The organism is Anoxybacillus sp. LAT27, assembly GCF_022030075.1.
Lineage (GTDB): Bacteria > Bacillota > Bacilli > Bacillales > Anoxybacillaceae > Anoxybacillus > Anoxybacillus kestanbolensis.
This window is the reverse complement of sequence record NZ_JAIWYK010000440.1, coordinates 135,081-157,785: the sequence shown is the minus strand read 5'-3', so window position 1 is coordinate 157,785 and position 22,705 is coordinate 135,081. Positions and strand designations below refer to the sequence as shown.

The window sequence follows — 22,705 nt, the reverse complement described above, 5'->3', positions numbered from 1 at the left end:
ACGACTACACGCCGAGCAACCAAATCTCGTGACAGGAACACCTGTTCTGTTTTATAATAATCATATTAGGACAGAAAAGGAGAGATGTTCCTGTGAAGAAAAAATGTCTTAATTGCGATGAAGAAATTTATGTAAAGCCTAGTCACTTTGAAAGAAAAAAGTTTTGTTCCCGATCTTGCAAAACAGAGTATCAAAAAAAGAATCCACCATTATTTTGGAAAAAGATGAGTAAAAAAGTTAAAGTTTTTTGCTCGTTTTGTGGAAGGGAAATGCTTCGAAAGCCTTCTATTATTCAAAAAAATAATTTTTGTAATAAACAATGTAGGAGAATGTATCTAATACAGAACGCCCATCAAATTAATCAACATTTGAGAAAACGTGTCGAAAAAATTTGTGAAACTTGCGGAAAAACGTTCGATGTCCCAGAAAATCGAAAATTAAGCGCAAAATATTGTTCGAGAACATGTCTAGGCAAAGCGAACGGGGAAAGAGGAAAAGCTCAATATAAAAAGCGAATTATTGTCACATGTAATAATTGTGGCAAAAAAATCGAGAAAAAACCTTCTGTTGTTAGAAAACTTAATTTCTGTTCTGTGCATTGCATGGGTGATTATTATGAAAGAACTAGGATGTTTTCTGGAGAAAACAATGGTGCTTGGGCAGGAGGAGATATAGAATATTATGGGCCAAACTGGAGAGCTCAGCGCAGGAAGGCTAGGGAACGTGATAATTTTACTTGTCAAGATTGTGGAATAACAGAAGCTGAATATGGACGTGAATTATCAGTTCATCACATTATACCATTTAGGGCTTTCAACGGTGATTGGGAAAAGGCGAATGAATTATCTAATTTAATTACCTTATGTGAGTATCCTTGTCATCGCAAAAGACATTCACAGGAGATTTGGTTGAAGATATAGTCTGACCCATATGGCGACATATGGAGCGGGTAGCAATATCGTACCTGCCTTCTGTCCAATATGTATGGATAGAAGTAACATAAGTGAGTACCGGAACCATGATCGGCGTGTCCACAGGACTTGAACCATATTTTTCCTTTTCTTATTATCGAAGCGGCCGTCTAGGCAAGTTTATTGAAGTGAAGGCGGATATCGTTCAAGAATATTTAGATAAACATCCAGAAGCGGATCCGAACAACTTGCCGCATTGGTTTGTAACCGCCATGGACTTATCGCCAGAAGCGCATGCCGATGTCCAGTGCATTATTCAACGTTGGGTGGATTCAAGTCTCTCGAAAACGGTAAATGCCCCGCGCGGCTATACGGTTGAGCAAGTACAAAAAGTGTACGAGCGGTTATGGCGGGGCGGCGCAAAAGGTGGAACAGTCTATGTCGACGGTAGCCGCGATGCGCAAGTATTGACATTAAAAGCGGAAGAACATGCGGTTGAAGAACAACTGGAGCTCCTTCCAGAAGAACCGAAAAAACGGGCTGTTGCGCTTGTTGAAACGATTCCAGATTTACGCGCAACGGACGTCACGATCGGTTCAGAAGTCGGCAACATTTGCCCGGTATGCCGTGAAGGAACGGTCGAAGAAATCGGTGGCTGCAACACGTGCACAAGTTGCGGAGCGCAATTAAAATGTGGTTTATAATGTAAAAAGGGACGGGAAAACCCGTTCCTTATTTTATTATGAATAATAACAAAAATTGTATTTCATCACCTCATACGAATAAACCATACTAACATTGAGGTGATTGTATGAAGCCATTTATTCCTCAGCTTGTTTATTTTGAGCCCGAAGCGCTTCATTATCCGCTCGGCAAAGAGTTATATGAAAAATTTAAACGTATGCATATTGACATACGCGAAACGACATCGCATAACCAAGTGCGTGGAATCCCAGGTGATACGGAACTCCAACAGTACCGAAACGCAAAATCTACGCTCGTTGTTGGTGTCAGACGTACATTAAAGTTTGATACATCTAAGCCATCGGCAGAATATGCGATTCCGCTTGCGACAGGATGCATGGGGCATTGCCATTATTGTTATTTACAAACGACGCTTGGAAGCAAACCTTACATTCGTGTGTACGTCAATCTTGATGATATTTTTACCCAAGCGAAAAAATATATTGATGAACGCGCTCCAGAAATTACGCGTTTTGAGGCTGCTTGTACGTCTGATATTGTCGGCATCGACCATTTAACGCATGCGTTAAAAAAAGCGATTGAATTTATTGGTGAAACGGAATACGGACGGCTTCGCTTTGTTACAAAATATGAACATGTCGACCATTTGCTTGATGCAAAACATAACGGAAAAACCCGCTTTCGTTTTAGTGTCAATTCACGGTATGTTATTCAAAACTTTGAACCGGGGACATCTTCGTTTGATGCACGGTTAGAGGCGGCACGAAAAGTAGCACACGCCGGCTATCCGCTCGGCTTTATCGTCGCGCCAATTTACATGCATGACGGCTGGGAAGAAGGGTATTTTGAGCTATTTGAACGATTACATGCTAATTTGCGAGATGTTGACTTAACGAATTTAACGTTTGAATTAATACAACATCGCTTCACGAAACCAGCAAAAACAGTCATTCAAAAACGGTATCCAAAAACGAAGCTCGATCTAGATGAAACGAAGCGAAAATATAAATGGGGACGATACGGAATTGGAAAATATGTGTATCAAGATGAAGATGCGAACCAGCTGAATGAAACGATTCGCTCCTACATTGCACAATTTTTTCCCGAAGCAACGATTGAATATTTTACGTAAATAGTTGTCATGCTTGGTAAACATGTTATAATCATAATGATTACGGATGTTTGTTTAGGAGGGAAACGTATGCCAACACCAAGCATGGAAGATTATATTGAGCAAATTTATATATTGATTGAAGAAAAAGGATATGCCCGTGTATCAGATATTGCCGAGGCATTGTCCGTTCATCCCTCCTCTGTGACGAAAATGGTGCAAAAACTCGATAAAGACGAATATTTAGTATACGAAAAGTACCGTGGACTTGTCCTTACACCAAAGGGCAAAAAAATCGGCAAGCGGCTTGTGTATCGCCATGAGCTACTGGAACAATTTATGCGTCTCATTGGTGTAGATGAAGAAAATATTTATCGCGATGTTGAGGGAATCGAACATCATTTAAGTTGGAATGCGATTGATCGCATCGGTGACTTAGTACAATATTTTGAAGAAGATCGGTCACGTCTTGAAGCGCTTCGCAACATTCAAAAACAGAACGAGCAAGAACAGGCATAAACGCTTGTTCTTTTTTGTTTTTTTATGCTCAACTCTTCTCGTTGTTCATACATATATGGCGAGGAGGGAAGAGGATGGAGATTGACGGTGTATTTTCAGGCGGAGGGGTCAAAGGTTTTGCGCTCATTGGAGCATATGAGGCGATTGAGGAAAAAGGTTTTCGTTTTAAACGGCTTGCTGGTACGAGTGCAGGGGCACTCATCGCTTCATTTATTGCAGCAGGGTTTACAAGTAAAGAAATATTGAACATCATGGATGATCTCAATTTAATGGATTTTCTCGATGAGCGACGTACGATCATTCCGTATGCATGGTTAAAATGGCTCGTCCTTTATTGGAGAATGGGGCTATATAAAGGGGAAAAGCTCGAACAATGGATAGCTGAACAGCTTAACAAAAAAGGGGTGCGCACATTTGCAGATTTGCCGCACGAACGACTGCGCGTCGTCGCTTCCGATTTAACGAATGGAACGATGCTTATTTTGCCAGATGATTTACCGAAATACGGCATTGATCCGCTTCGGTTTTCAGTCGCAAAGGCAGTAAGAATGAGCGTTGGTATTCCTTATTTTTTTGAGCCTGTGCGGTTAAAGACGGACGAAGGGAAGCATATTGTCGTTGATGGTGGCTTACTAAGCAATTTTCCGATTTTTTTATTTGATGAAGAACGAAAAAAGAGACCTGTTCTTGGTATCAAATTGAGTGCAAAACAGGCACAAAAAGCAAAAAAGCAAATTAATAACGCGATTGAGTTGTATGAAGCGTTGTTTCAAACGATGCGCGAGGCGCACGATGAACGATATATTTCACGTCGTCATGAAAAAAACATTGTTTTTCTTCCTGTTAAACATGTTGTTGCGACCGATTTTTCGATAACAGCTGAAGAAAAAAAGGAGCTTATTTCGTTTGGAAAGGAACGGACAGAACAATTTTTAAAAACATGGACGTATTAAAAGAAAAAAATCGGGTCAAAAAGAGGCCCGATTTTTTTTCTTTCCTTTTTTACCTTCAATGACTGTTAAATGAGTGACGTGCTTTTTCTTTAAAGCGGTTGGGCGCGTTTGTTTTTTCGACGTCGGCTTTGTTTTTTGATGGTGGAGCTTTTTCGATTGTTTTACCGCTTTTTGATATGAGTGACCAGAGCGTTGTCTTTGCATCCATTTATATATGCCGTAAAAGACAGCTACAACAAACACGATAAAAAATACTTGCTTCAACAACTGAATTGGATCGTTCCATAGTCGATAAGAAAACCCGAAAATAGCAAATACAATAAGCAACGTGATAAGCGGGAATGGGCGCCGACGCAATCGATCCACCTCCTTTATCATTACACCACTTCTTCTTGCTGTTTCGTCGCTTCTCCCTCTAACTCAAGCAACCGTTGAAATGATGCGATCGCTACTTCTACTTGATCATTAGTCGGTTCTTTCGTTGTTAATCGTTGTAACCATAAACCAGGGTAGCCAAACCAGCGTAACATTGGAACATGTCGCACCGCGTTTGTAATTTGTAATACTTCAAACGATAGTCCTAATACAACAGGAATGAGCGCTAAGCGATTTAATACGCGCACCCAAAGCGGTTCGGTTGGAACGAACATGTAAACGAATACGCCAATGATGACAGTAAATAAAATGAAGCTGCTCCCGCAACGATAATGAAGACGAGACTGTTGTTGTACGTGTTCAACCGTCAACGGCAATCCATTTTCGTAGGCATTAATTACTTTATGTTCAGCACCATGATATTGAAACAGTCGTTTGACAAGAGGTGTGAGTGAAATAAAGTAAATATATCCCAAAAGCAAAAGAAGTTTAAAAAAGCCTTCAACAAGTATTTGTGCCGTTTTCGACGGGAAAATCGGTCTCGTTAATTCAGCTAAAAATACAGGAATAAGTGTGAAAATAAATTTTCCGAATAAAAACGATAATACCCCAATAAGCGCAACGCCTAAAATCATCGTCCATTTGGACGGAGCTTCAGCGTGCAATGCTTCATCCTCATTTGAATCAAGATCGTATCGTTCGCTCGAAAATTGCAAATGTTTCGAGCCGTTTGCGCTTGCCTGAATAATCGCAAAAATGCCGCGAAGAAACGGGATTTTCTTTAATGAAGCGAGCGTTTTATTTGTTTCGCGTGGAACGTGGAAATACTCAATCGAACCGTCTTTGCGACGAATGGCTGTGACAGAATGATGACATCCAGCAAACATCACACCTTCAATGACCGCCTGCCCACCATATACGTTTTTGCTCATAAGAAGACACCAACCTATTTTCTTTTTTCTTATATTCTACAAGAAAACGATAAAAACCTCTAGGTCGATGTATCGTTTGTATTCGTATTGTTGCCAAAAATGAGAGCTCATACACATGAGATCCAACATTTTGGACAAGATAAAAACGGAGGTGATTGCTGTGCAAACAAAAATGAAACAAGATGCACAACTAGAACAAAATAAAAGAGAAAAACCAATGCCCGTTTTAGCAAAAGTTGCATTAATTGGTTTTATTGGAGGTGTGTTTTGGAGTTTCCTCGCATACTGTGCTTATTTTTTCCATTTTACAGAGGTAGCGCCAAATTTCATTTTGCAACCATGGGCAATCGGTGATTGGAAAAACGGAGCGCTCGGTCAGACGATTGCGATTTTGTTCATTGGGATTGCTTCTGTCGTTGCCGCATTTGTATACTATGCTTTTTTAAAAAATCGTCAAGGTATTTGGCCAGGCGTCGCTTTCGGCATCGGGCTATGGGTGCTTGTTTTTTACGTATTAAATCCGATTTTTCCTCAATTAAAAGCTGTTCCACAACTTGAGCGAAATACGGTTGTCACGATGGTATGCTTTTACATTTTATATGGAATGTTTATCGGTTATTCCATTTCATTCGAAGTAGCAGAGATGAGGCGACAAAAACAGGCCGATGTGGTAAAATAACCATATGTATTTTCATCAGCAAAGGGGGGAGAGGGGGAATGGTTCGATTCCTCCTTTTAAACGGTCCGAACTTAAATCGTCTCGGCATGAGGGAGCCACACATTTATGGCCATACGACACTTGCACAACTAGAAAAACAGCTAACGGAATTTGCTAGTGAATATGAAGTAGAGTTAACGTGCTATCAAAGCAATTATGAAGGCGCGTTAATTGATCAAATTCATCGGGCGGAGTCGTTATATGACGGGATCATTTTCAATCCCGGAGCGTTTACGCATTACAGTTATGCCTTGCGTGATGCAATTGCAAGCATACAAACGCCAGTCATTGAAGTACATATTTCAAATATTCACGCAAGGGAGCCGTTTCGTCATCAATCTGTTCTTGCTCCTGTGACGGCCGGGCAAATTGTCGGTCTTGGTGTAAACGGATATCGATTGGCGATTTTAGCGTTGCTTGATATAGTTGAAGGGAAGGAGAAATAACATTGAATAAAGTACAAAAACTTCGTGCACAATTTGCCGAACATGGCATTGACGGATTTCTTATTACAAATGAATATAACCGTCGCTATATGACGAATTTTACAGGAACGGCAGGTGTTGTTTTAATTAGCGAAACAGACGCCGTATTCATTACAGATTTTCGCTACGTTGAACAAGCGACAAGACAAATTGAAGGATATGAAATTGTGCAACATACGCAAACGCTCATTGAAGAAGTAGCGAAACAAGTCGAACGATTAGGCATTCAAAAGCTTGGATTTGAGCAAGACGATCTTTCATATGCAACGTTTTCAGCATATGAAAAAGCGATCAAAGCGACGCTCGTTCCTGTTTCCGGCGCGGTTGAAAAGTTACGCTTGATTAAGTCAGAAGCAGAGATTAAGATATTAAAGGAAGCAGCCGAAATTGCCGATGCCGCCTTTCATCATATTCTCGATTTTATTCGCCCAGGTGTGCGTGAAATAGACGTGGCAAATGAGTTAGAATTTTTTATGCGCAAACAAGGAGCGACAAGTTCATCGTTTGATATTATCGTTGCATCTGGCGTGCGCTCAGCGTTGCCACATGGAGTGGCGACAGATAAAGTCATTGAAAAAGGTGAGTTCGTCACGCTTGATTTTGGGGCATATTATAAAGGATATTGCTCTGATATTACGAGAACGGTTGCAGTTGGAGATGTAAGTGACGAGTTAAAGCGCATATATGATGTCGTGTTGCAAGCTCAGCTTCGTGGTGTTGAACATATTCGTCCAGGGATGACAGGGCGAGAGGCAGATGCGCTCACACGCGATTACATTTCTGCTTGCGGATTTGGTGAGTATTTTGGGCATTCCACTGGTCATGGTCTCGGCATGGAAGTACACGAAATGCCGGCGCTTTCGATGCGTTCGGATACAGTGCTACAGCCGGGAATGGTTGTGACGGTGGAACCGGGCATTTACATAGCGGGATTAGGCGGTGTTCGCATTGAAGATGACATCGTCATTACAGAAAACGGCAATGAGCGGCTCACTCTTTCACCAAAAGATCTCATTACTTTATAGACGTAGGAGGAAATGAACATGATTTCAGTAAACGATTTTCGTACAGGCTTAACAATTGAAGTCGATGGTGACATTTGGCGCGTCATCGAATTCCAACATGTGAAACCAGGAAAAGGTGCAGCGTTCGTTCGCTCAAAACTTCGTAACTTGCGCACAGGTGCAATTCAAGAAAAAACGTTCCGCGCAGGTGAAAAAGTAAGTAAAGCACAAATCGACAACCGCAAAATGCAATATTTATATGCAAACGGCGATCAACATGTATTCATGGATATGGAATCATATGAGCAAATTGAACTTCCTGCAAAACAAATTGAGCATGAATTAAAGTTTTTAAAAGAAAACATGGAAGTATTCATTATGATGTACCAAGGTGAAACGATCGGTGTTGAATTGCCAAACACCGTTGAGTTAAAAGTTGTTGAAACAGAGCCAGGCATTAAAGGTGATACAGCATCAGGTGGTTCTAAACCAGCAACGTTAGAGACAGGTCTTGTCGTTCAAGTACCGTTCTTCGTTAATGAAGGCGATGTATTAATTATTAACACAATAGACGGCACATACGTATCACGTGCGTAATGGAAAATTGTAAAAATTGAGAAATTCAGCTTGTTGGCTTTGTCAACAAGCTGAATTTTGTATATGGGATTTTTTTAGTTTTAGCACCATTTGAATTGTTTTTAACGTATGACCATTAAATTCCTCAACAAACTCTTTCACAACTTCAAAACCTTTAGCTTCATAAAAGGTCTTTCCGATTTGATTATCTTTTTCTACATTTACATAAATTTTATTTATACCGTCTATGTCTTGTATTCCTTTTTGCAACAAAGCTGAACCGATTCCTTTGCCTTGGTGTTCTGGATGAACATAAATAGCCCATAACTCCACATTTCCATCTTCTCTTACTGAAGAAAAGTTAGCAAACCCCACAATGTTGTTTTCTACTTCAGCTACAAAAAGAGTAGAGTATTGTAATCGTTGTTTCATGCGCTCGTCATTGTAAGCTGATTTTAAAAAATTTTCTTGCACATCCGAAGGGATAACACCCTCATATGTAGCATTCCAAGTTATTTTCGCTATATATTGAACTTGTTTTATATCTTCTCGTTTCATTTTGCGAATGACGTATGCCATCTTGATTATTCCCTTCATTTGTTATTTAGCATATCGCTTGATGCTTCACCATGAATCTTTCCAAATGGTTATGAGCAATCCCCTCTTTTTGTATAAAAATTGTATACATATCCTTCTCATCTGTAAACATCTTTCTCTATAAATTTTCCTCTCTATACTTCTGAATTGTCTCATTTCTGCATACGTTGTACTAGCACTGTTGTACAAGGAGGATGCGATGAAAATTGATGCAACGGTTTGGACGATGGCAGGGTTACGTTTTTTATCTGCAGCGATTGAGTTAAGCGCAGCGATCGTTATGTTGTCGTTCAACGACGTAAAAAAGGCGCTTGCGGTCAACACATTGCTTGCGGTTGTCGGTCCGACGATTTTTTTCGTTGTCATGATGATTGGGCTTGTGGCAGTAGCGAACGAGCTATCATTATTTAAGCTCGCATGGATCGGCGCTGGGGTTGTATGTATATTGATCGGTATTTATGTCGTGAAATGAGGGGGGAAGAGAATGCAAGCAGTGTTGAATATATTGCCTAAAACGCTTGTTGATGCCATTCAATCGTTTTCTATTTTTCCCCAGTCTACGATTGAAGAAATTCGCATTCGTATTCATCGGCCGCTGGAAGTCATTGCTGGTGGGAGGTCGTACATATGTCCGCATGTTGTACAAACGGAAGAAGGTGTCGAACTATTAAATAAACTAAGTCAATATTCTCTTTACACAATCGAGGAAGAGTTAAAAAAAGGCTACATCACGATTCAAGGTGGGCATCGCGTCGGTTTAGCCGGAAAAGTGATTGTAGAAGACGGAAAAGTAAAAGCGATCCGACATATTACGTCATTTAACATTCGGATAGCTCGACAACAAATCGGCATAGCTGAGCCACTTCTTCCTTACTTATACGACGGACGATGGATGAATACGATCATCATTGGCGCACCGCAAACAGGAAAAACAACACTCCTTCGCGATATTGCACGCATCGTCAGTAGTGGAGTGACAGAGCAGCATATTGCTCCTCGAAAAGTTGGCATTGTCGATGAACGATCAGAAATTGCTGGGTGTGTCAAAGGCATTCCGCAATTTACATTCGGATGCCGCGTCGATGTGCTCGATGCATGCCCGAAGGCCGAAGGAATGATGATGATGATCCGTTCCATGAGCCCAGATGTTTTAATTGTTGACGAAATTGGAAGCGAAGCGGATTGTACGGCTATTTTAGAAGCGGTTCATGCAGGAGTTGGCTTATTTATGACAGCGCACGGTCGCCATCTGGACGATTTAATGAAGCGTCCATCGCTGCGTCCGATTATAGAACAAGCTGTATTTGAGCGCTTTGTTGAATTGACGAATATCGGACGTCCTGGAACGATTCAAGCCATTCGCGATTCAAACGGTCGCGACGTATATCGAAAGATGAGTGTGATGTAAATGAAATGGATCGGAGCAGTATGCATCATATTAGCAACGACATGGTCCGGTTTTGAAGCATCGCGACTTTTACGAGAGCGTACAAAACAGTTGCGTCAGTTAAAAATGGCATTGCAGTCGCTTGAAGCAGAAATTATGTACGGGCATACACCGTTAATAGACGCCTCCCTTCGCTTATCCCAGCAACTATCGCGACCGTTATCATGGTTGTTTGAATCGTTTGCGCAAAAGTTGCAAAAAGGAACGATGAACGCTCGGCAAGCTTGGGAAGAAAGTTTGCACGAAGTATGGAAAATGACCGCTTTAAAAGAAGGAGAATTGGAAATTATGAAGCAGTTTGGCGAAACGCTTGGGCAGTACGATCATGAAATTCAGCAAAATTACATTCGCTTAACGATGGTGCATTTAGAGAGAGAAGAAGGGGATGCCATTGAAAAACAACAGCGCTATGAAAAAATGATGAAAAGTTTAGGGGTATTAACCGGCATTCTCATCGTGCTTTTACTCATATAGAGGAGGACATTCAAAATGGGAGTTGACGTAGATTTAATTTTTCGTATTGCTGGTGTAGGTATTATTGTTGCTTTTTTGCATACGGTGTTAGAAGGATTCGGAAAAAAAGAATACGCTCAATGGGTTACATTATTAGGGTTTATTTATATTTTATTTTTAGTTATTTCGATCGTCCAAGACTTATTTCAAAAAATTAAATCCGTTTTTTTGTTTCAAAGTTAGGAGGGAATACCCATTGATATTTTACAAATTGTTGGACTTGGATTGATTGCCACGTTTTTAGTGACGATTTTAAACGAACATAAGTCGAATATTTCGCTTTTACTGACCGTTTTTGTCGGAACAGTTATTTTTTTATTCTTAATTGATCGCATTCAAGACATTTTTCGCATGGTTCAAACGTTAGCGAATGAAGCACACGTTCAAACCGTGTACGTTGAAACGATTTTGAAAATTATTGGCATTGCCTATATTGCGGAGTTTGGTGCACAAATTTCAAAAGATGCAGGACAGGGAGCGATTGCGGGAAAAATTGAACTTGGTGGGAAAATTTTAATTTTAGCGATGGCCATCCCAATTTTAACTGCTCTAATCGAAACCATTTTGAGTTTTCTTCCGATGAAGGGGTGATGACATGAAGCGCGCTCCGATCTTATTTCTCTTTTTTCTTTTTTTCTTGCCTTCTATTGTACAAGCTTCACCGCCAACGAATGAGCTAGTCAAACAACAAGCAGAACAAGTTGGGGTAGAGTCAATTAAGCAATATTGGGATCATATCGTTCAACAATACGGCGGGTTGCTCCCGGAAAGTCAAAAAGGATCGTTTTGGCAGTTTATAAATGGCGAAAAAGAACTATCGATTAGTGAATGGTTACAGGCGTTTATAAAGTTTTTATTGTACGAGCTGATGGCAAATGGAAAATTGCTTGGTATGCTTATTTTACTAACGGTATTTAGTTTATTTTTACAATCGTTACAAAACGCGTTTTCACACCATGCTGTCAGTAAAGTTGCACATGCAGTTGTTTATATGGTGCTGATGATTATTGCACTAAACAGTTTTCATGTTGCCGTCACGTATGCGAAAGAAGCTATTCAGACGATGACAAGCTTTATGATTGCGCTTTTACCCATTTTACTGGCGCTTATGGCGTCATCGGGGGGAGTTGTATCTGTTGCCTTTTTCCATCCGATTGTGCTGTTTTTTATGAATATAACAGGGACGGTCGTTGAGCGTTTTTCATTGCCGCTTTTGTTTTTAGCGACAATTTTAAGCATTGTTAGCTTGTTGAGCGAACATTATAAAGTAACAAAACTAGCAAATTTGTTGCGCAACATTAGCGTCGGTTCACTCGGGATCATGTTGACGATTTTCTTCGGCGTGTTGTCTGTCAAAGGAGCGACAACCGCCATTGCCGATGGAATTGCGATACGGGCGGCTAAATTTGTCGCAGGAAACTTCATTCCCATTATTGGACGAATGTTCACTGACGCTGCTGACACCGTCGTCACTGCCTCTGTCTTATTAAAAAATACAGTTGGGTTGTTCGGAGTCGCTTTATTGCTCTTAATTGCAGCGTTTCCAGCGATCAAAATTTTAGTCATCGCGCTTATTTATCAACTAGCAGCTGCTATATTACAACCGATGGGAGGAGGCATCGTCATTTCCTGTTTAAGCATCATGGGCAAAAGCATTATGTATGTACTCGTTGCTTTGATGATCGTATCGCTTATGTTTTTTTTAAGTATGACCGTCATCATTGCAGCAGGAAATTTAACGATGATGGTTCGCTGAAAGGGGAATGGACGCTGTGGGACTCTTGACAGAATGGATTTCTCATCTCATTACATTTATTTTGCTAGCCGTTGTCATTGAACTGATTTTACCAAACGGTTCGTTTCAAAAGTATGTAAAAATGGTCGTCGGCCTATTGTTTATTTTCATTTTATTTTCTCCGCTTCTTCGTTTGTTTCACGGGAACGTAGATACGTGGTTTGCTTCAGTTCAGCGACAACAAAACGAAACGATTGAAAATGACATTGAAAGAAAGAAAAAAGAAATACAAGCTTCACAACGTGCATATATTTTAGAACAAATGGCTGTCCAGCTAAAGAACACAGTGGCTGAGGAGTTGATGCGCACATATGGGTTAACGGTGACGGACGTTTCATTAACGATTGGGGAATCAGACCAAATCCCACCTCCGATTGAAGCAATTACGGTAGAGTTGGCAGAAGAAGCGACTTCTGTTGTCAAGCCCATTCGCATTCAATCATCGCCATCAACAACGGAACAACATGACGACATTGCCCGCTTTTTAGCGCATATGTGGGAAGTGGATCCAGAGATGATTACGATTCATCTAGAAAGGAGGGAGTAGGGAGGGGTGAAACAATGGGTTGAAAAAAACGGATTGATCGTCATCCTTTTCGTTTTCGGCTTATCGTTTATGATTTTTGGCAACGTGTTCAACTTTTCTTCTTCCAAACAAGTTCAGCAAGAAGCAACTCAAGCTGTATTTCGCCAATCAGATGAAGAAAAAAAATTAAAGCAAATTGCCGACTATGAAGAACGATACGAACAACAACTAAAAGAAGCGCTTGAAGCGATTGTTGGCGTTGGTGAAGTAAAAGTGATCGTAAATGTTGATGCCACAGAGCAAAACGTACTTGAAAAAAATGCAACCGTTCAAAAAAAGCGAACGATGGAAGAAGATAAAGAAGGAGGAAAGCGTGAAATTCAAGATGAATCAACAGACGAAAAAATTGTGATCGTGCGCAAAGGAGACGAAGAAACACCTCTCGTTTTGCAAACGAGAAAGCCGGAAATTCGTGGTGTGCTTGTTGTTGCGAAAGGAGCCGATCAAGTGCAAGTGAAAAAATGGATTGTCGAAGCAGTGACGAGAACGTTGAATGTTCCAAGCCATCGCGTTGCTGTTTTACCAAAAAAGTAAGGGGGAGAACATATGTTGAAAAAACAAACGGTTTGGTTGTTAACCATGTTTAGTTTAGTTGTCGTCTTATCGGTGTATTATGTAACAAGTCCTCAGCTTACAGAGCAAGTAGCGTTTGAACAAAAGGAAGAGGCAAACAATGAAAAAGGTTTAACACCGACGGATGAAGCGATGAAAGAAGAAGTCGCAAATGAGGAAGACGTGACTGTTGAACAAACGAATACAGGAAGCGACGATTTATTTACAGCGCTTCGACTCGAAATTGAGGATGAGCGAAGCAAGTTACGTCAAGAACTCAATGCCATTGTCGCTTCCAATAATGTATCTGCCGAAGAAAAAAGCAAGGCGATTGATCAGTTGCAACAACTATCGAACATTGCAGAAAAAGAAGCAGTGTTAGAAACGTTAATTAAATCGAAAGGATACGACGATGCCCTTGTTCGCGTTCACGAAAATCAAGTGCATATTACAGTAAAAGCAAAAGAACATTCAAAAAAAGCCGCGAATGAAATTATCCAACTCGTGCAAAGTGAACTTGGCCGCGTCCAAGACGTAGCTGTTCGTTTCCAAAAATAACCGGAAATCCGGTTATTTTTTTTCGGTTGAAAACGAAATTTATAATACTATATAATAATAATTGTTTTTATGACCAGATATAAATTTACTAACATTTTCTTATCATTTTATTGAATAATGGAAAAGGTGTGTCGTATCATGGTATTGTATAATCTTTTTCTACAAATGATGGGGCGAGGGGTGTAAGTCAATGTTGAAAATCCAAGAAATTCGCGAATTAATCCGATTAGTAAACGAGTCAAACATTGTCGAGTTTGTATATGAACACGACGGCTCAAAAATTAAAATGAAAAAAGCTGGAGCAACAGAACAAGTTGTTGTTGCCGCACCGAAAGTGGACGTGCCACAAACAGCTGTCGTTCAACAACAAACGCCGGTGACACCAGTTGTTGAAAAGGTGGAAGTGAAAGAAGAAGTGAAGCCTGAAAAACAAGTTGTTGCAACAGAAAACTTACATACGATTACGTCGCCGATGGTCGGTACGTTTTATGCAGCACCGTCACCAGATGCTGCGCCGTACGTAAAAGTTGGCGATAAAGTGAAAAAAGATACGATTGTATGTATTGTTGAAGCAATGAAATTGTTTAACGAAATCGAAGCAGAAGTCGATGGAGAAATTGTAGAAGTGCTTGTGAAAAACGGCCAGCTCGTTGAATACGGACAACCTTTATTCCTTGTGAAGCCTGAATAAAGGAGCGATCGAGATGATAAAAAAATTGTTAATCGCCAATCGTGGGGAAATTGCTGTTCGAATTATTCGGGCGTGCAAAGAACTTGGCATCGAGACGGTTGCTGTATTTTCTGAGGCGGATCGTGAAGCGCTTCATGTTCAATTAGCAGACGAAGCATATTGTATCGGTCCAAAAACGTCTAAAGACAGCTATTTAAATTTCACAAACATCATGAGTGTGGCAACGTTAACCCAATGTGACGCCATTCACCCAGGATATGGTTTTTTAGCTGAAAATGCTGATTTTGCTGAGCTATGCCGTGAGTGTAACGTAACGTTTGTCGGACCAAGTCCGGAAGCGATTACAAAAATGGGAACGAAAGATGTTGCACGTGAGACGATGAGACAAGCTGGGGTTCCGATCGTTCCTGGCTCACAAGGAATTATTGAAAGCATTGACGAGGCAATTGCGCTAGCGAACGAAATCGGGTATCCTGTTATTATTAAGGCAACTGCAGGTGGCGGTGGAAAAGGCATTCGAGTCGCTCGAAATGAGCAAGAGCTCATTAAAGGAATTACGATCACACAACAAGAAGCAGCAACAGCGTTTGGAAATCCAGGGGTATATATTGAAAAATACATTGAAGATTTTCGTCATGTGGAAATTCAAGTGTTAGCCGATTCATATGGAAATGTGATTCATCTTGGTGAGCGCGATTGTACAATTCAACGTCGTTTGCAAAAATTGCTAGAAGAAACACCATCCCCTGTACTTGATGAAGAAATGCGTCAAAAAATGGGGGAAGCAGCTGTCAAAGCAGCGCAAGCCGTTCAATATACGGGAGCAGGAACAGTTGAATTTATTTACGACTATCGTAATCGCCAGTTTTATTTTATGGAGATGAACACGCGCATTCAAGTAGAACATCCTGTAACGGAAATGGTAACAGGTGTCGATTTAATTAAAGAGCAAATTCGCGTTGCCTCTGGTGAAAAATTAACATTGAAACAAGAAGATGTGACGTTTAACGGTTGGTCCATCGAATGCCGTATTAACGCGGAAAACCCTGCGAAAAACTTTATGCCATCAGCCGGGAAAATTCAAATGTACTTGCCTCCAGGGGGATTTGGTGTGCGAGTGGATTCTGCTACTTATCCAGGTTATACGATTCCGCCGTATTACGATTCGATGATTGCCAAACTGATCGTTCATGCACCGACGCGCGAAGAAGCGATCGCACGTATGAAACGCGCTTTGAGTGAGTTTGTTATTGAAGGAGTTCATACAACGATTCCGTTTCATTTGAAATTGCTTGAGCATGAAAAGTTTGTCGAAGGAAACTTTAATACAAAGTTTTTAGAAACATACGATGTAATGAACTCTTAATGATAAAGGAGGGCATTTGTTATGTCTGAACACGTATTAGAAATGGAAAATGGCCATAACGGTTTAGGGAAAGTAGAAATTGCACCGGAAGTGATTGAAGTCATCGCCGGCATTGCGGCATCTGAAATTGAGGGTGTAGCACAAATGCGCGGCAACTTTGCTGCCGGTGTTGTAGAACGGCTAGGGAAAAAAAATCATGGCAAAGGTGTAAAAGTCGACTTAACAGACCGTGGTATTATCATTGATATTTATTGTGTCATGAACTTTGGTGTGTCCATTCCAACCGTCTCACAAAAAATTCAAGAAAACGTTCGTCAAGCATTGTTGACGATGACGGGGCTAGAGACAGCTGAAGTGAACGTTCATATTGTCGGCGTTCAATTCGAGTCATCGAAACCAGAATCGGAAGTCGAATAAAGAAGGGGGGCAATCTCATTGATGAGATCGCCCTTTTTCCATAGGTGAGTGTTTTCTTTCGTCGAAATATGTTATGATCATGATATAATTTTCGACAATATGATAGAAAGGGTTTTGGTCATGAAGCGGCATACAGCAAGAGAAAAAGCGTTACAAGCATTGTTTCAAATTGACGTAGGAGGCATTGAGCCACACGAAGCGGTTGCGAACGTCATTGAAGAAGAAACAGATCCGTTTATGGAGATGCTTGTTTTTGGCGTAGTTAAATACCAAAAAGAAATTGATGACTTATTGCGCCAACATTTAGAAAAATGGACGTTAGAGCGTGTCGCAAACGTCGATCGCTCGATTTTACGTATGGCTGTATTTGAAATGAAATATATGGATGATATCCCGTTGAGTGTAAGTATGGATGAAGCTATTGAGTTAGCCAAAGTATTTGGCGATGAAAAATCAAGTCGCTTTATTAACGGCGTGCTTGCAAAAATAAAAGAAACATTGTCTTAAAAGAATAAGGGGGAGAAGGATTTATGGCAGCACAAATCATTAACGGTTTTGAATTAGCAAAAGAAAAGCGAGCGCAGTTAGCAAAAGAAGTCGAACAGTTAAAACGAGAAGGTATTGAGCCAGCGTTAGCTGTTATTCTTGTTGGAGATCATCCTGCTTCACAATCGTACGTAAAAGCGAAACAAAAGGCATGTGAAGAAATTGGAATTCGTTCTGTTTTGCTGACTTTTCCAAATGACATATCCGAATCGTTTTTGCTAGAGCAAATTGCTCGTCTAAACAAAGATCGCTCAATACACGGCATTTTAGTGCAATTGCCGTTGCCACCGCAAATTAATGAGCTACATGTGATTGAAGCGATTGCGCCCGAAAAAGATGTCGATGGTTTCCATCCGTTAAACGTCGGGCGAATGATGACGGGGCAACAAACGTTTTTGCCTTGTACACCGTATGGTATTTTGTATATGGTTCAATCTTTGCAAGTTGATATTACAGGAAAACATGTCGTCGTCGTTGGGAGAAGTAATATCGTCGGCAAGCCGGTCGGTCAACTATTTTTGCGCGAACATGCGACAGTCACGTATTGCCATTCCCGAACGAACGATTTAGAAGCGATCACACGCCAAGCAGATATTTTAATTGTTGCGGTCGGCAAACCGAAGCTTATTACGTCTTCATATGTGAAAGAAGGAGCAATTGTAATCGACGTCGGTGTGAATCGACTAGAAAACGGAAAGTTATGCGGAGATGTCGATTTTGATGATGTAAAACAAGTAGCAAGCTACATTACTCCTGTGCCAAAAGGTGTCGGACCGATGACGATTACGATGCTGTTGCACAATACAGTGCAAGCAGCGCGTGAACAACATAAGTAAGCGAGGTTATTTTTGTGGCAGAGATGAGGTACGTAACGGTTGCAGCGTTAACGAAGTATATTAAGCGGAAATTTGAAGTCGATCCCCATTTGCAAGATTTATGGATTAAAGGTGAAATTTCCAACTTTACATATCATTCTCGTGGACATATGTACTTTACGTTAAAAGATGAACAAGCGCGCATTCAAGCCGTTATGTTCGCAGGGTATAATCGCCAGCTAACATTTAAACCAGAAAACGGAATGACTGTGCTTGTACGCGGTGAAATTTCCGTATACGAGCCAAGCGGAACGTATCAAGTATACGTAAAAGAGATGCAACCGGATGGTGTCGGTGCGCTTTATTTAGCGTATGAGCAGTTAAAAAAGAAACTAGAGCAGGAAGGGCTATTTGCTAAAGAGCATAAAAAGCCGATTCCGAAATTCCCGCAACATATTGGTGTTGTAACATCGCCAACGGGGGCAGCGATTCGCGATATTTTAACGACGATTCGCCGCCGCTATCCGCTCGCAAAAGTGATTTTATTTCCGACGCTCGTTCAAGGGGAGCAGGCTCCGTTATCGATCGTTCAATCGATTCAAAAAGCAAATGATATTGGATATATTGACGTGCTCATCGTCGGACGCGGTGGAGGTTCGATTGAAGAACTTTGGGTGTTTAACGAAGAAATCGTGGCGCGAGCGATTTTTGCCTCGCGCGTTCCGATTATTTCTGCCGTCGGACATGAAACAGACTATACGATCGCTGATTTTGTTGCGGATTTGCGTGCGCCGACGCCGACAGGGGCAGCGGAACTTGCTGTGCCGCATGTCGCAGATTTGCTTTCGCGTGTATCCGACCAACAAGCTCGTCTCATTCGAGCGACGAAAGAACGGTTAAATGCGGAACAAAAACGGCTTCAATCGTTGCGTTCATCGTATGCGTTTCGCTATCCGAAACGGCTTTACGAACAAAAAGAGCAGCAGTTAGATATGCTTGTTGACCGATTGCAACGACAAATGAACGATATGTTAAAGCAAAAAGAACATAAACTCCAACAGTTGCAACTGACATTGTTTGCACATCATCCACAATCGCGAATCGAAAAAGCGGCTGATTGCGTTCGTACGTTACAACAAACAATTGTTCGTAATATGAACGATGTGATCAAACAAAAAAAATGGTCGCTTGTAACAACGATGACGAAGCTCGATGCGCTCAGCCCATTAAAAATTATGGAGCGTGGCTACAGCCTTGCGTATGATGAGCAAGAAACGCTCATTAAGACAGTAAAACAATTGCAAACAGGGGATCGTGTTCATATCCGCTTTCAAGACGGGCGCGCACATTGTATTGTTTCAAATATTGAGGAGGAGAACGTATGACGTTTGAAGAAGCGATGAACAAACTTGAAGAAATTGTGCAAAAGTTAGAAGAAGGGGACGTTCCGCTTGAAGAAGCGATTCATTTTTTTCAAGAGGGCATGAAATTATCGAAGTTTTGTCACGACAAGCTACAACAAGTGGAAAAACAAATGGAATTTATTTTACGGGAAGATGGACAGCTTGAACCGTTTACAGTGCAGGAGGAATAAACGTGGAACGGTTATTGCGACAATATAAAGAGCAAATCGAACAGCAGCTACCGACGTATATTGAATCGTTGCAAGCACCTCAAACAATTAAAGAAGCGATGCTCTACTCGTTGCGAGCAGGAGGAAAACGGATTCGCCCTCTTTTGTTGCTCTCAACGTTACATGCGTTTCGTAAACCAATTGGCATCGGTATGTCTGTTGCCTGTGCGCTTGAAATGATTCATACGTATTCACTCATTCATGACGATTTGCCGAGCATGGATAACGATGATTTACGGCGGGGTAAACCGACAAATCATAAAGTGTTTGGTGAAGCGAATGCGATTTTAGCAGGCGACGCGTTACTGACATACGCTTTTCAAGTAGTTGCAGATGACAAAACCATTTCATCAGATGTAAAAGTTCGTCTTATTTCTGAATTAGCAAAAGCAGCTGGACCCGAAGGAATGGTTGGCGGACAAGTAGCCGACCTTGAAGGAGAAGGAAAAACAATCAGTTTGCAACAATTAGAATACATTCACCGCCATAAAACTGGAAAGTTGTTGCAATATAGCGTTCGAGCAGGTGCGATATTAGGTGAAGCAACAGAACAACAATTAACGTTGTTAACATTATTTGCCGATCATCTCGGTTTAGCGTTTCAAATTCGCGACGACATTTTAGACATTGAAGGAGACGAACAAAAGATCGGAAAAAAAGTAGGAAGCGATATTGAAAATGATAAATCGACATATCCTTCTCTTTTGACGCTTGATGGAGCAAAGAAAAAACTTTCCGATCATATGAAAGAAGCTCGCAAACTTCTTGATGAAGCAAAAATTGATGCATCGCTATTACATTATATTTGTGATATTGTCGAAACACGCGATCATTAATAGCGTTGAGGAAAGAAGCAACATGTGGTATAGTGGAAAAGAAATGTTAGCCGTTCACACGTTCGTGTAAGCGGCTCTTTTTTGCGTACAAACATGTTTATCTGTATAATTAAAATACATAAAATTGTATGATATCAGGTTTTAGCTTACATGAAAGAGAGTGATCGCGTTGGATGTTACAGCGATTCAAAACCCAAAATTTTTAAAGCAAATGTCAAATGAACAACTCGTTCAATTGAGCGAGCAAATTCGACAATTTTTAATTGAGAAATTATCGAAAACAGGTGGGCATATTGGTCCGAATCTCGGAGTCGTTGAATTGACGATTGCGCTTCATAAAGTGTTTGATAGCCCGAAAGATAAACTCATTTGGGATGTTGGCCATCAGTCGTATGTGCATAAAATTTTAACTGGGCGTGCTAGTCAATTTGATACGTTGCGACAATATAAAGGATTGTGCGGCTTTCCAAAACGTAGCGAAAGCGAACATGACGTATGGGAAACGGGGCATAGCTCGACATCGTTATCTGCTGCAATGGGTATGGCGATTGCGCGCGACTTAAAGGGAACAAACGAATATATCGTTCCGATCATCGGAGACGGCGCGCTCACCGGCGGAATGGCGCTAGAAGCGTTAAACCATATCGGACATGAGAAAAAAGATATGGTTGTCATTTTAAACGATAACGAAATGTCAATTGCTCCAAACGTCGGGGCGCTTCATAATGTACTTGGTCGCCTGCGAACAGCAGGAAAGTATCATTGGGTAAAAGATGAATTAGAAATGTTGTTAAAGAAAATTCCAGCTGTCGGTGGAAAGCTTGCTACAACAGCGGAACGTGTCAAAGATAGCATTAAATATTTGCTTGTTTCAGGCGTATTTTTTGAAGAGTTAGGCTTTACGTACTTTGGGCCGGTAGATGGCCATAACTTTGAAGATTTATTTGAAAACTTACATTATGCGAAAAAGACGAAAGGGCCTGTTCTTGTTCATGTCATAACGAAAAAAGGAAAAGGATATCATCCGGCGGAAAGCGACAAAGTCGGAACGTGGCATGGAACAGGACCGTATAAAATTGAAACGGGTGATTTCATCCAATCAAAGCAATCTGCTCCATCTTGGAGTGCACTCGTGAGTGAAACGGTGCGTAAATTAGCGCGCGAAGATCGTCGCATTGTTGCCATTACGCCTGCGATGCCTGTTGGCTCAAAATTAGAAGGGTTCGCAAGCGAATTCCCTGATCGTATGTACGACGTCGGTATTGCTGAGCAACATGCTGCCACGATGGCTGCTGGTTTAGCAACGCAAGGGATGAAACCGTTTTTAGCAATTTATTCAACATTTTTACAACGGGCGTACGACCAAGTTGTTCACGATATTTGCCGTCAAAACTTAAATGTGTTTCTTGGTATTGACCGTGCAGGTCTCGTCGGTGCGGACGGCGAAACGCATCAAGGCGTGTTTGACATCGCCTTTTTACGCCACATTCCAAACATCGTGTTAATGATGCCAAAAGATGAAAATGAGGGGCAACATATGGTATATACAGCCATTCAATACGATGACGGTCCGATTGCGATGCGTTTTCCGCGTGGTAATGGTCTTGGTGTACCGATGGATAAGCAATTGAAAAAAATTCCGATCGGTACGTGGGAAGTGTTGCGTGAAGGAACAGACGCTGCCATTCTAACGTTCGGTACGACGATTCCGATGGCGCTTCAAGCAGCTGAACGTCTTGCAAATGAAGGCATTTCTGTACAAGTTGTCAACGCTCGTTTTATTAAGCCACTTGATGAAGCGATGTTGCATACGCTACTACAACAAAACATGCCGTTACTTACGATTGAAGAAGCGGTACTTCAAGGTGGATTTGGTAGTGCTGTAATTGAATTTGCTCATGATCACGGGTATCATGGGGCGATTATTGATCGAATGGGCATTCCGGACCGTTTTATTGAACATGGCGGTGTGTCGCAACTTCTTGAAGAAATTGGACTAACGACAGAACATGTAATGGAACGAATTTGTTTATTAACTCCGAAAAAAAGAAAAAGGGCATGAGA

Annotated in this window: 29 protein-coding genes and 1 pseudogene; 27 read left to right on the top strand and 3 right to left on the bottom strand. The window is 41.1% G+C overall.

Going from position 1 to position 22,705, the window contains the following annotated elements:
• Nucleotides 1-92 precede the first annotated feature (92 nt).
• The 5 genes and pseudogenes from LD028_RS18120 to LD028_RS14820 all read left to right on the top strand — a co-directional run bounded on the left by LD028_RS18120 (nt 93) and on the right by LD028_RS14820 (nt 4,199).
• Complete coding sequence (locus tag LD028_RS18120; protein WP_237812215.1) at nt 93-920, top strand: HNH endonuclease; 828 nt, start codon at nt 93-95, stop codon at nt 918-920.
• Nucleotides 921-1,006: 86 nt separating this feature from the next.
• Nucleotides 1,007-1,615: pseudogene (locus LD028_RS14835) on the top strand (vitamin B12-dependent ribonucleotide reductase); the annotation flags it as partial.
• A 107-nt stretch (nt 1,616-1,722) separates the two neighbouring features.
• Nucleotides 1,723-2,748: a spore photoproduct lyase gene (gene splB / locus LD028_RS14830; protein WP_237812214.1), complete on the top strand. Its 1,026-nt coding sequence runs from the start codon at nt 1,723-1,725 to the stop codon at nt 2,746-2,748.
• 69 nt (nt 2,749-2,817) lie between these two features.
• Nucleotides 2,818-3,246: a transcriptional regulator MntR gene (gene mntR, locus LD028_RS14825; RefSeq protein WP_009373920.1), complete on the top strand. Its 429-nt coding sequence runs from the start codon at nt 2,818-2,820 to the stop codon at nt 3,244-3,246.
• 74 nt (nt 3,247-3,320) lie between these two features.
• The gene (locus LD028_RS14820; protein WP_237812213.1) at nt 3,321-4,199 is read left to right on the top strand and encodes a patatin-like phospholipase family protein; all 879 of its coding nucleotides are present in this window, start codon (nt 3,321-3,323) and stop codon (nt 4,197-4,199) included.
• Between the two features lie 15 nt (nt 4,200-4,214).
• Here the strand turns inward: LD028_RS14820 and LD028_RS14815 are convergent, their stop codons facing one another.
• Nucleotides 4,215-4,556, bottom strand: a complete 342-nt coding sequence (locus LD028_RS14815) for an SA1362 family protein (protein ID WP_237812212.1) — start codon at nt 4,554-4,556, stop codon at nt 4,215-4,217.
• Nucleotides 4,557-4,576: 20 nt separating this feature from the next.
• Nucleotides 4,577-5,506 (bottom strand): DUF1385 domain-containing protein, encoded by a 930-nt coding sequence (locus tag LD028_RS14810; RefSeq protein WP_237812211.1) that lies wholly within the window; start codon nt 5,504-5,506, stop codon nt 4,577-4,579.
• Nucleotides 5,507-5,621: 115 nt separating this feature from the next.
• On the opposite strand from LD028_RS14810, the gene LD028_RS14805 reads away from it, so the two are divergent.
• Genes LD028_RS14805 through efp form a run of 4 tightly spaced genes read left to right on the top strand, consistent with a single transcriptional unit; the run spans nt 5,622 to nt 8,310 of the window.
• Complete coding sequence (locus LD028_RS14805; RefSeq protein WP_035019491.1) at nt 5,622-6,185, top strand: YqhR family membrane protein; 564 nt, start codon at nt 5,622-5,624, stop codon at nt 6,183-6,185.
• Between the two features lie 38 nt (nt 6,186-6,223).
• Complete coding sequence (gene aroQ, locus LD028_RS14800; RefSeq protein ID WP_237812210.1) at nt 6,224-6,670, top strand: type II 3-dehydroquinate dehydratase; 447 nt, start codon at nt 6,224-6,226, stop codon at nt 6,668-6,670.
• A gap of 2 nt (nt 6,671-6,672) precedes the next feature.
• On the top strand, nt 6,673-7,734 hold the full coding sequence (locus tag LD028_RS14795) for a M24 family metallopeptidase (RefSeq protein WP_237812209.1): 1,062 nt from the start codon (nt 6,673-6,675) through the stop codon (nt 7,732-7,734).
• Between the two features lie 18 nt (nt 7,735-7,752).
• The gene (gene efp / locus LD028_RS14790) at nt 7,753-8,310 is read left to right on the top strand and encodes an elongation factor P (protein WP_237812208.1); all 558 of its coding nucleotides are present in this window, start codon (nt 7,753-7,755) and stop codon (nt 8,308-8,310) included.
• 42 nt (nt 8,311-8,352) lie between these two features.
• Here efp and LD028_RS14785 read toward each other — a convergent pair whose 3' ends face one another.
• The gene (locus LD028_RS14785; RefSeq protein ID WP_006318003.1) at nt 8,353-8,868 is read right to left on the bottom strand and encodes a GNAT family N-acetyltransferase; all 516 of its coding nucleotides are present in this window, start codon (nt 8,866-8,868) and stop codon (nt 8,353-8,355) included.
• Nucleotides 8,869-9,085: 217 nt separating this feature from the next.
• On the opposite strand from LD028_RS14785, the gene LD028_RS14780 reads away from it, so the two are divergent.
• From LD028_RS14780 to dxs, 18 genes are all read left to right on the top strand, one after another.
• Nucleotides 9,086-9,358 (top strand): YqhV family protein, encoded by a 273-nt coding sequence (locus LD028_RS14780; RefSeq protein ID WP_006318004.1) that lies wholly within the window; start codon nt 9,086-9,088, stop codon nt 9,356-9,358.
• Nucleotides 9,359-9,370: 12 nt separating this feature from the next.
• On the top strand, nt 9,371-10,294 hold the full coding sequence (spoIIIAA, locus tag LD028_RS14775; protein WP_237812207.1) for a stage III sporulation protein AA: 924 nt from the start codon (nt 9,371-9,373) through the stop codon (nt 10,292-10,294).
• Complete coding sequence (gene spoIIIAB / locus LD028_RS14770) at nt 10,295-10,807, top strand: stage III sporulation protein SpoIIIAB (protein ID WP_237812206.1); 513 nt, start codon at nt 10,295-10,297, stop codon at nt 10,805-10,807.
• Between the two features lie 15 nt (nt 10,808-10,822).
• Nucleotides 10,823-11,029, top strand: a complete 207-nt coding sequence (spoIIIAC, locus tag LD028_RS14765; RefSeq protein ID WP_006318008.1) for a stage III sporulation protein AC — start codon at nt 10,823-10,825, stop codon at nt 11,027-11,029.
• Nucleotides 11,030-11,035: 6 nt separating this feature from the next.
• Complete coding sequence (spoIIIAD, locus tag LD028_RS14760; RefSeq protein ID WP_268915724.1) at nt 11,036-11,437, top strand: stage III sporulation protein AD; 402 nt, start codon at nt 11,036-11,038, stop codon at nt 11,435-11,437.
• A gap of 4 nt (nt 11,438-11,441) precedes the next feature.
• Nucleotides 11,442-12,602 (top strand): stage III sporulation protein AE, encoded by a 1,161-nt coding sequence (spoIIIAE, locus tag LD028_RS14755; RefSeq protein ID WP_237812205.1) that lies wholly within the window; start codon nt 11,442-11,444, stop codon nt 12,600-12,602.
• A 7-nt stretch (nt 12,603-12,609) separates the two neighbouring features.
• Nucleotides 12,610-13,188, top strand: coding sequence for a stage III sporulation protein AF (gene spoIIIAF, locus LD028_RS14750; protein WP_237812204.1), 579 nt, complete (start codon nt 12,610-12,612; stop codon nt 13,186-13,188).
• A gap of 6 nt (nt 13,189-13,194) precedes the next feature.
• The gene (gene spoIIIAG / locus LD028_RS14745) at nt 13,195-13,761 is read left to right on the top strand and encodes a stage III sporulation protein AG (protein ID WP_237812203.1); all 567 of its coding nucleotides are present in this window, start codon (nt 13,195-13,197) and stop codon (nt 13,759-13,761) included.
• 12 nt (nt 13,762-13,773) lie between these two features.
• Complete coding sequence (locus tag LD028_RS14740; RefSeq protein ID WP_004889595.1) at nt 13,774-14,337, top strand: SpoIIIAH-like family protein; 564 nt, start codon at nt 13,774-13,776, stop codon at nt 14,335-14,337.
• A gap of 190 nt (nt 14,338-14,527) precedes the next feature.
• Complete coding sequence (accB, locus tag LD028_RS14735; protein WP_077428735.1) at nt 14,528-15,028, top strand: acetyl-CoA carboxylase biotin carboxyl carrier protein; 501 nt, start codon at nt 14,528-14,530, stop codon at nt 15,026-15,028.
• Nucleotides 15,029-15,041: 13 nt separating this feature from the next.
• Entirely contained in the window at nt 15,042-16,394 is a 1,353-nt protein-coding gene (accC, locus tag LD028_RS14730; protein WP_237812202.1) for an acetyl-CoA carboxylase biotin carboxylase subunit, read from the top strand.
• Between the two features lie 21 nt (nt 16,395-16,415).
• Entirely contained in the window at nt 16,416-16,811 is a 396-nt protein-coding gene (locus tag LD028_RS14725) for an Asp23/Gls24 family envelope stress response protein (RefSeq protein WP_006318015.1), read from the top strand.
• A gap of 120 nt (nt 16,812-16,931) precedes the next feature.
• The gene (gene nusB, locus LD028_RS14720) at nt 16,932-17,318 is read left to right on the top strand and encodes a transcription antitermination factor NusB (RefSeq protein ID WP_004889599.1); all 387 of its coding nucleotides are present in this window, start codon (nt 16,932-16,934) and stop codon (nt 17,316-17,318) included.
• Between the two features lie 23 nt (nt 17,319-17,341).
• A complete protein-coding gene (folD, locus tag LD028_RS14715; RefSeq protein ID WP_237812201.1) occupies nt 17,342-18,193 on the top strand; it encodes a bifunctional methylenetetrahydrofolate dehydrogenase/methenyltetrahydrofolate cyclohydrolase FolD in 852 nt (283 codons plus the stop codon).
• A gap of 23 nt (nt 18,194-18,216) precedes the next feature.
• Nucleotides 18,217-19,557 (top strand): exodeoxyribonuclease VII large subunit, encoded by a 1,341-nt coding sequence (xseA, locus tag LD028_RS14710; protein ID WP_237812282.1) that lies wholly within the window; start codon nt 18,217-18,219, stop codon nt 19,555-19,557.
• Complete coding sequence (locus tag LD028_RS14705; protein ID WP_004889602.1) at nt 19,554-19,766, top strand: exodeoxyribonuclease VII small subunit; 213 nt, start codon at nt 19,554-19,556, stop codon at nt 19,764-19,766. The genes xseA and LD028_RS14705 overlap by 4 nt, the downstream gene beginning before the upstream one ends.
• A gap of 2 nt (nt 19,767-19,768) precedes the next feature.
• A complete protein-coding gene (locus LD028_RS14700) occupies nt 19,769-20,641 on the top strand; it encodes a polyprenyl synthetase family protein (RefSeq protein ID WP_004889604.1) in 873 nt (290 codons plus the stop codon).
• Between the two features lie 169 nt (nt 20,642-20,810).
• Nucleotides 20,811-22,703, top strand: coding sequence for a 1-deoxy-D-xylulose-5-phosphate synthase (gene dxs, locus LD028_RS14695; protein WP_237812200.1), 1,893 nt, complete (start codon nt 20,811-20,813; stop codon nt 22,701-22,703).
• The last annotated feature ends 2 nt before the right edge of the window (nt 22,704-22,705 follow it).

Bases quoted from the DNA above. Each gene is read 5' to 3' on its own strand.
- splB (WP_237812214.1), top strand. From the start codon at position 1,723: ATGAAGCCATTTATTCCTCAGCTTGTTTATTTTGAGCCCGAAGCGCTT.
- mntR (WP_009373920.1), top strand. From the start codon at position 2,818: ATGCCAACACCAAGCATGGAAGATTATATTGAGCAAATTTATATATTG.
- LD028_RS14820 (WP_237812213.1), top strand. From the start codon at position 3,321: ATGGAGATTGACGGTGTATTTTCAGGCGGAGGGGTCAAAGGTTTTGCG.
- LD028_RS14810 (WP_237812211.1), bottom strand. From the start codon at position 5,506: ATGAGCAAAAACGTATATGGTGGGCAGGCGGTCATTGAAGGTGTGATG.
- LD028_RS14805 (WP_035019491.1), top strand. From the start codon at position 5,622: ATGAGATCCAACATTTTGGACAAGATAAAAACGGAGGTGATTGCTGTG.
- aroQ (WP_237812210.1), top strand. From the start codon at position 6,224: ATGGTTCGATTCCTCCTTTTAAACGGTCCGAACTTAAATCGTCTCGGC.
- efp (WP_237812208.1), top strand. From the start codon at position 7,753: ATGATTTCAGTAAACGATTTTCGTACAGGCTTAACAATTGAAGTCGAT.
- LD028_RS14785 (WP_006318003.1), bottom strand. From the start codon at position 8,868: ATGGCATACGTCATTCGCAAAATGAAACGAGAAGATATAAAACAAGTT.
- LD028_RS14780 (WP_006318004.1), top strand. From the start codon at position 9,086: ATGAAAATTGATGCAACGGTTTGGACGATGGCAGGGTTACGTTTTTTA.
- spoIIIAA (WP_237812207.1), top strand. From the start codon at position 9,371: ATGCAAGCAGTGTTGAATATATTGCCTAAAACGCTTGTTGATGCCATT.
- spoIIIAB (WP_237812206.1), top strand. From the start codon at position 10,295: ATGAAATGGATCGGAGCAGTATGCATCATATTAGCAACGACATGGTCC.
- spoIIIAC (WP_006318008.1), top strand. From the start codon at position 10,823: ATGGGAGTTGACGTAGATTTAATTTTTCGTATTGCTGGTGTAGGTATT.
- spoIIIAE (WP_237812205.1), top strand. From the start codon at position 11,442: ATGAAGCGCGCTCCGATCTTATTTCTCTTTTTTCTTTTTTTCTTGCCT.
- spoIIIAF (WP_237812204.1), top strand. From the start codon at position 12,610: ATGGACGCTGTGGGACTCTTGACAGAATGGATTTCTCATCTCATTACA.
- LD028_RS14740 (WP_004889595.1), top strand. From the start codon at position 13,774: ATGTTGAAAAAACAAACGGTTTGGTTGTTAACCATGTTTAGTTTAGTT.
- accB (WP_077428735.1), top strand. From the start codon at position 14,528: ATGTTGAAAATCCAAGAAATTCGCGAATTAATCCGATTAGTAAACGAG.
- accC (WP_237812202.1), top strand. From the start codon at position 15,042: ATGATAAAAAAATTGTTAATCGCCAATCGTGGGGAAATTGCTGTTCGA.
- LD028_RS14725 (WP_006318015.1), top strand. From the start codon at position 16,416: ATGTCTGAACACGTATTAGAAATGGAAAATGGCCATAACGGTTTAGGG.
- nusB (WP_004889599.1), top strand. From the start codon at position 16,932: ATGAAGCGGCATACAGCAAGAGAAAAAGCGTTACAAGCATTGTTTCAA.
- folD (WP_237812201.1), top strand. From the start codon at position 17,342: ATGGCAGCACAAATCATTAACGGTTTTGAATTAGCAAAAGAAAAGCGA.
- xseA (WP_237812282.1), top strand. From the start codon at position 18,217: ATGAGGTACGTAACGGTTGCAGCGTTAACGAAGTATATTAAGCGGAAA.
- LD028_RS14705 (WP_004889602.1), top strand. From the start codon at position 19,554: ATGACGTTTGAAGAAGCGATGAACAAACTTGAAGAAATTGTGCAAAAG.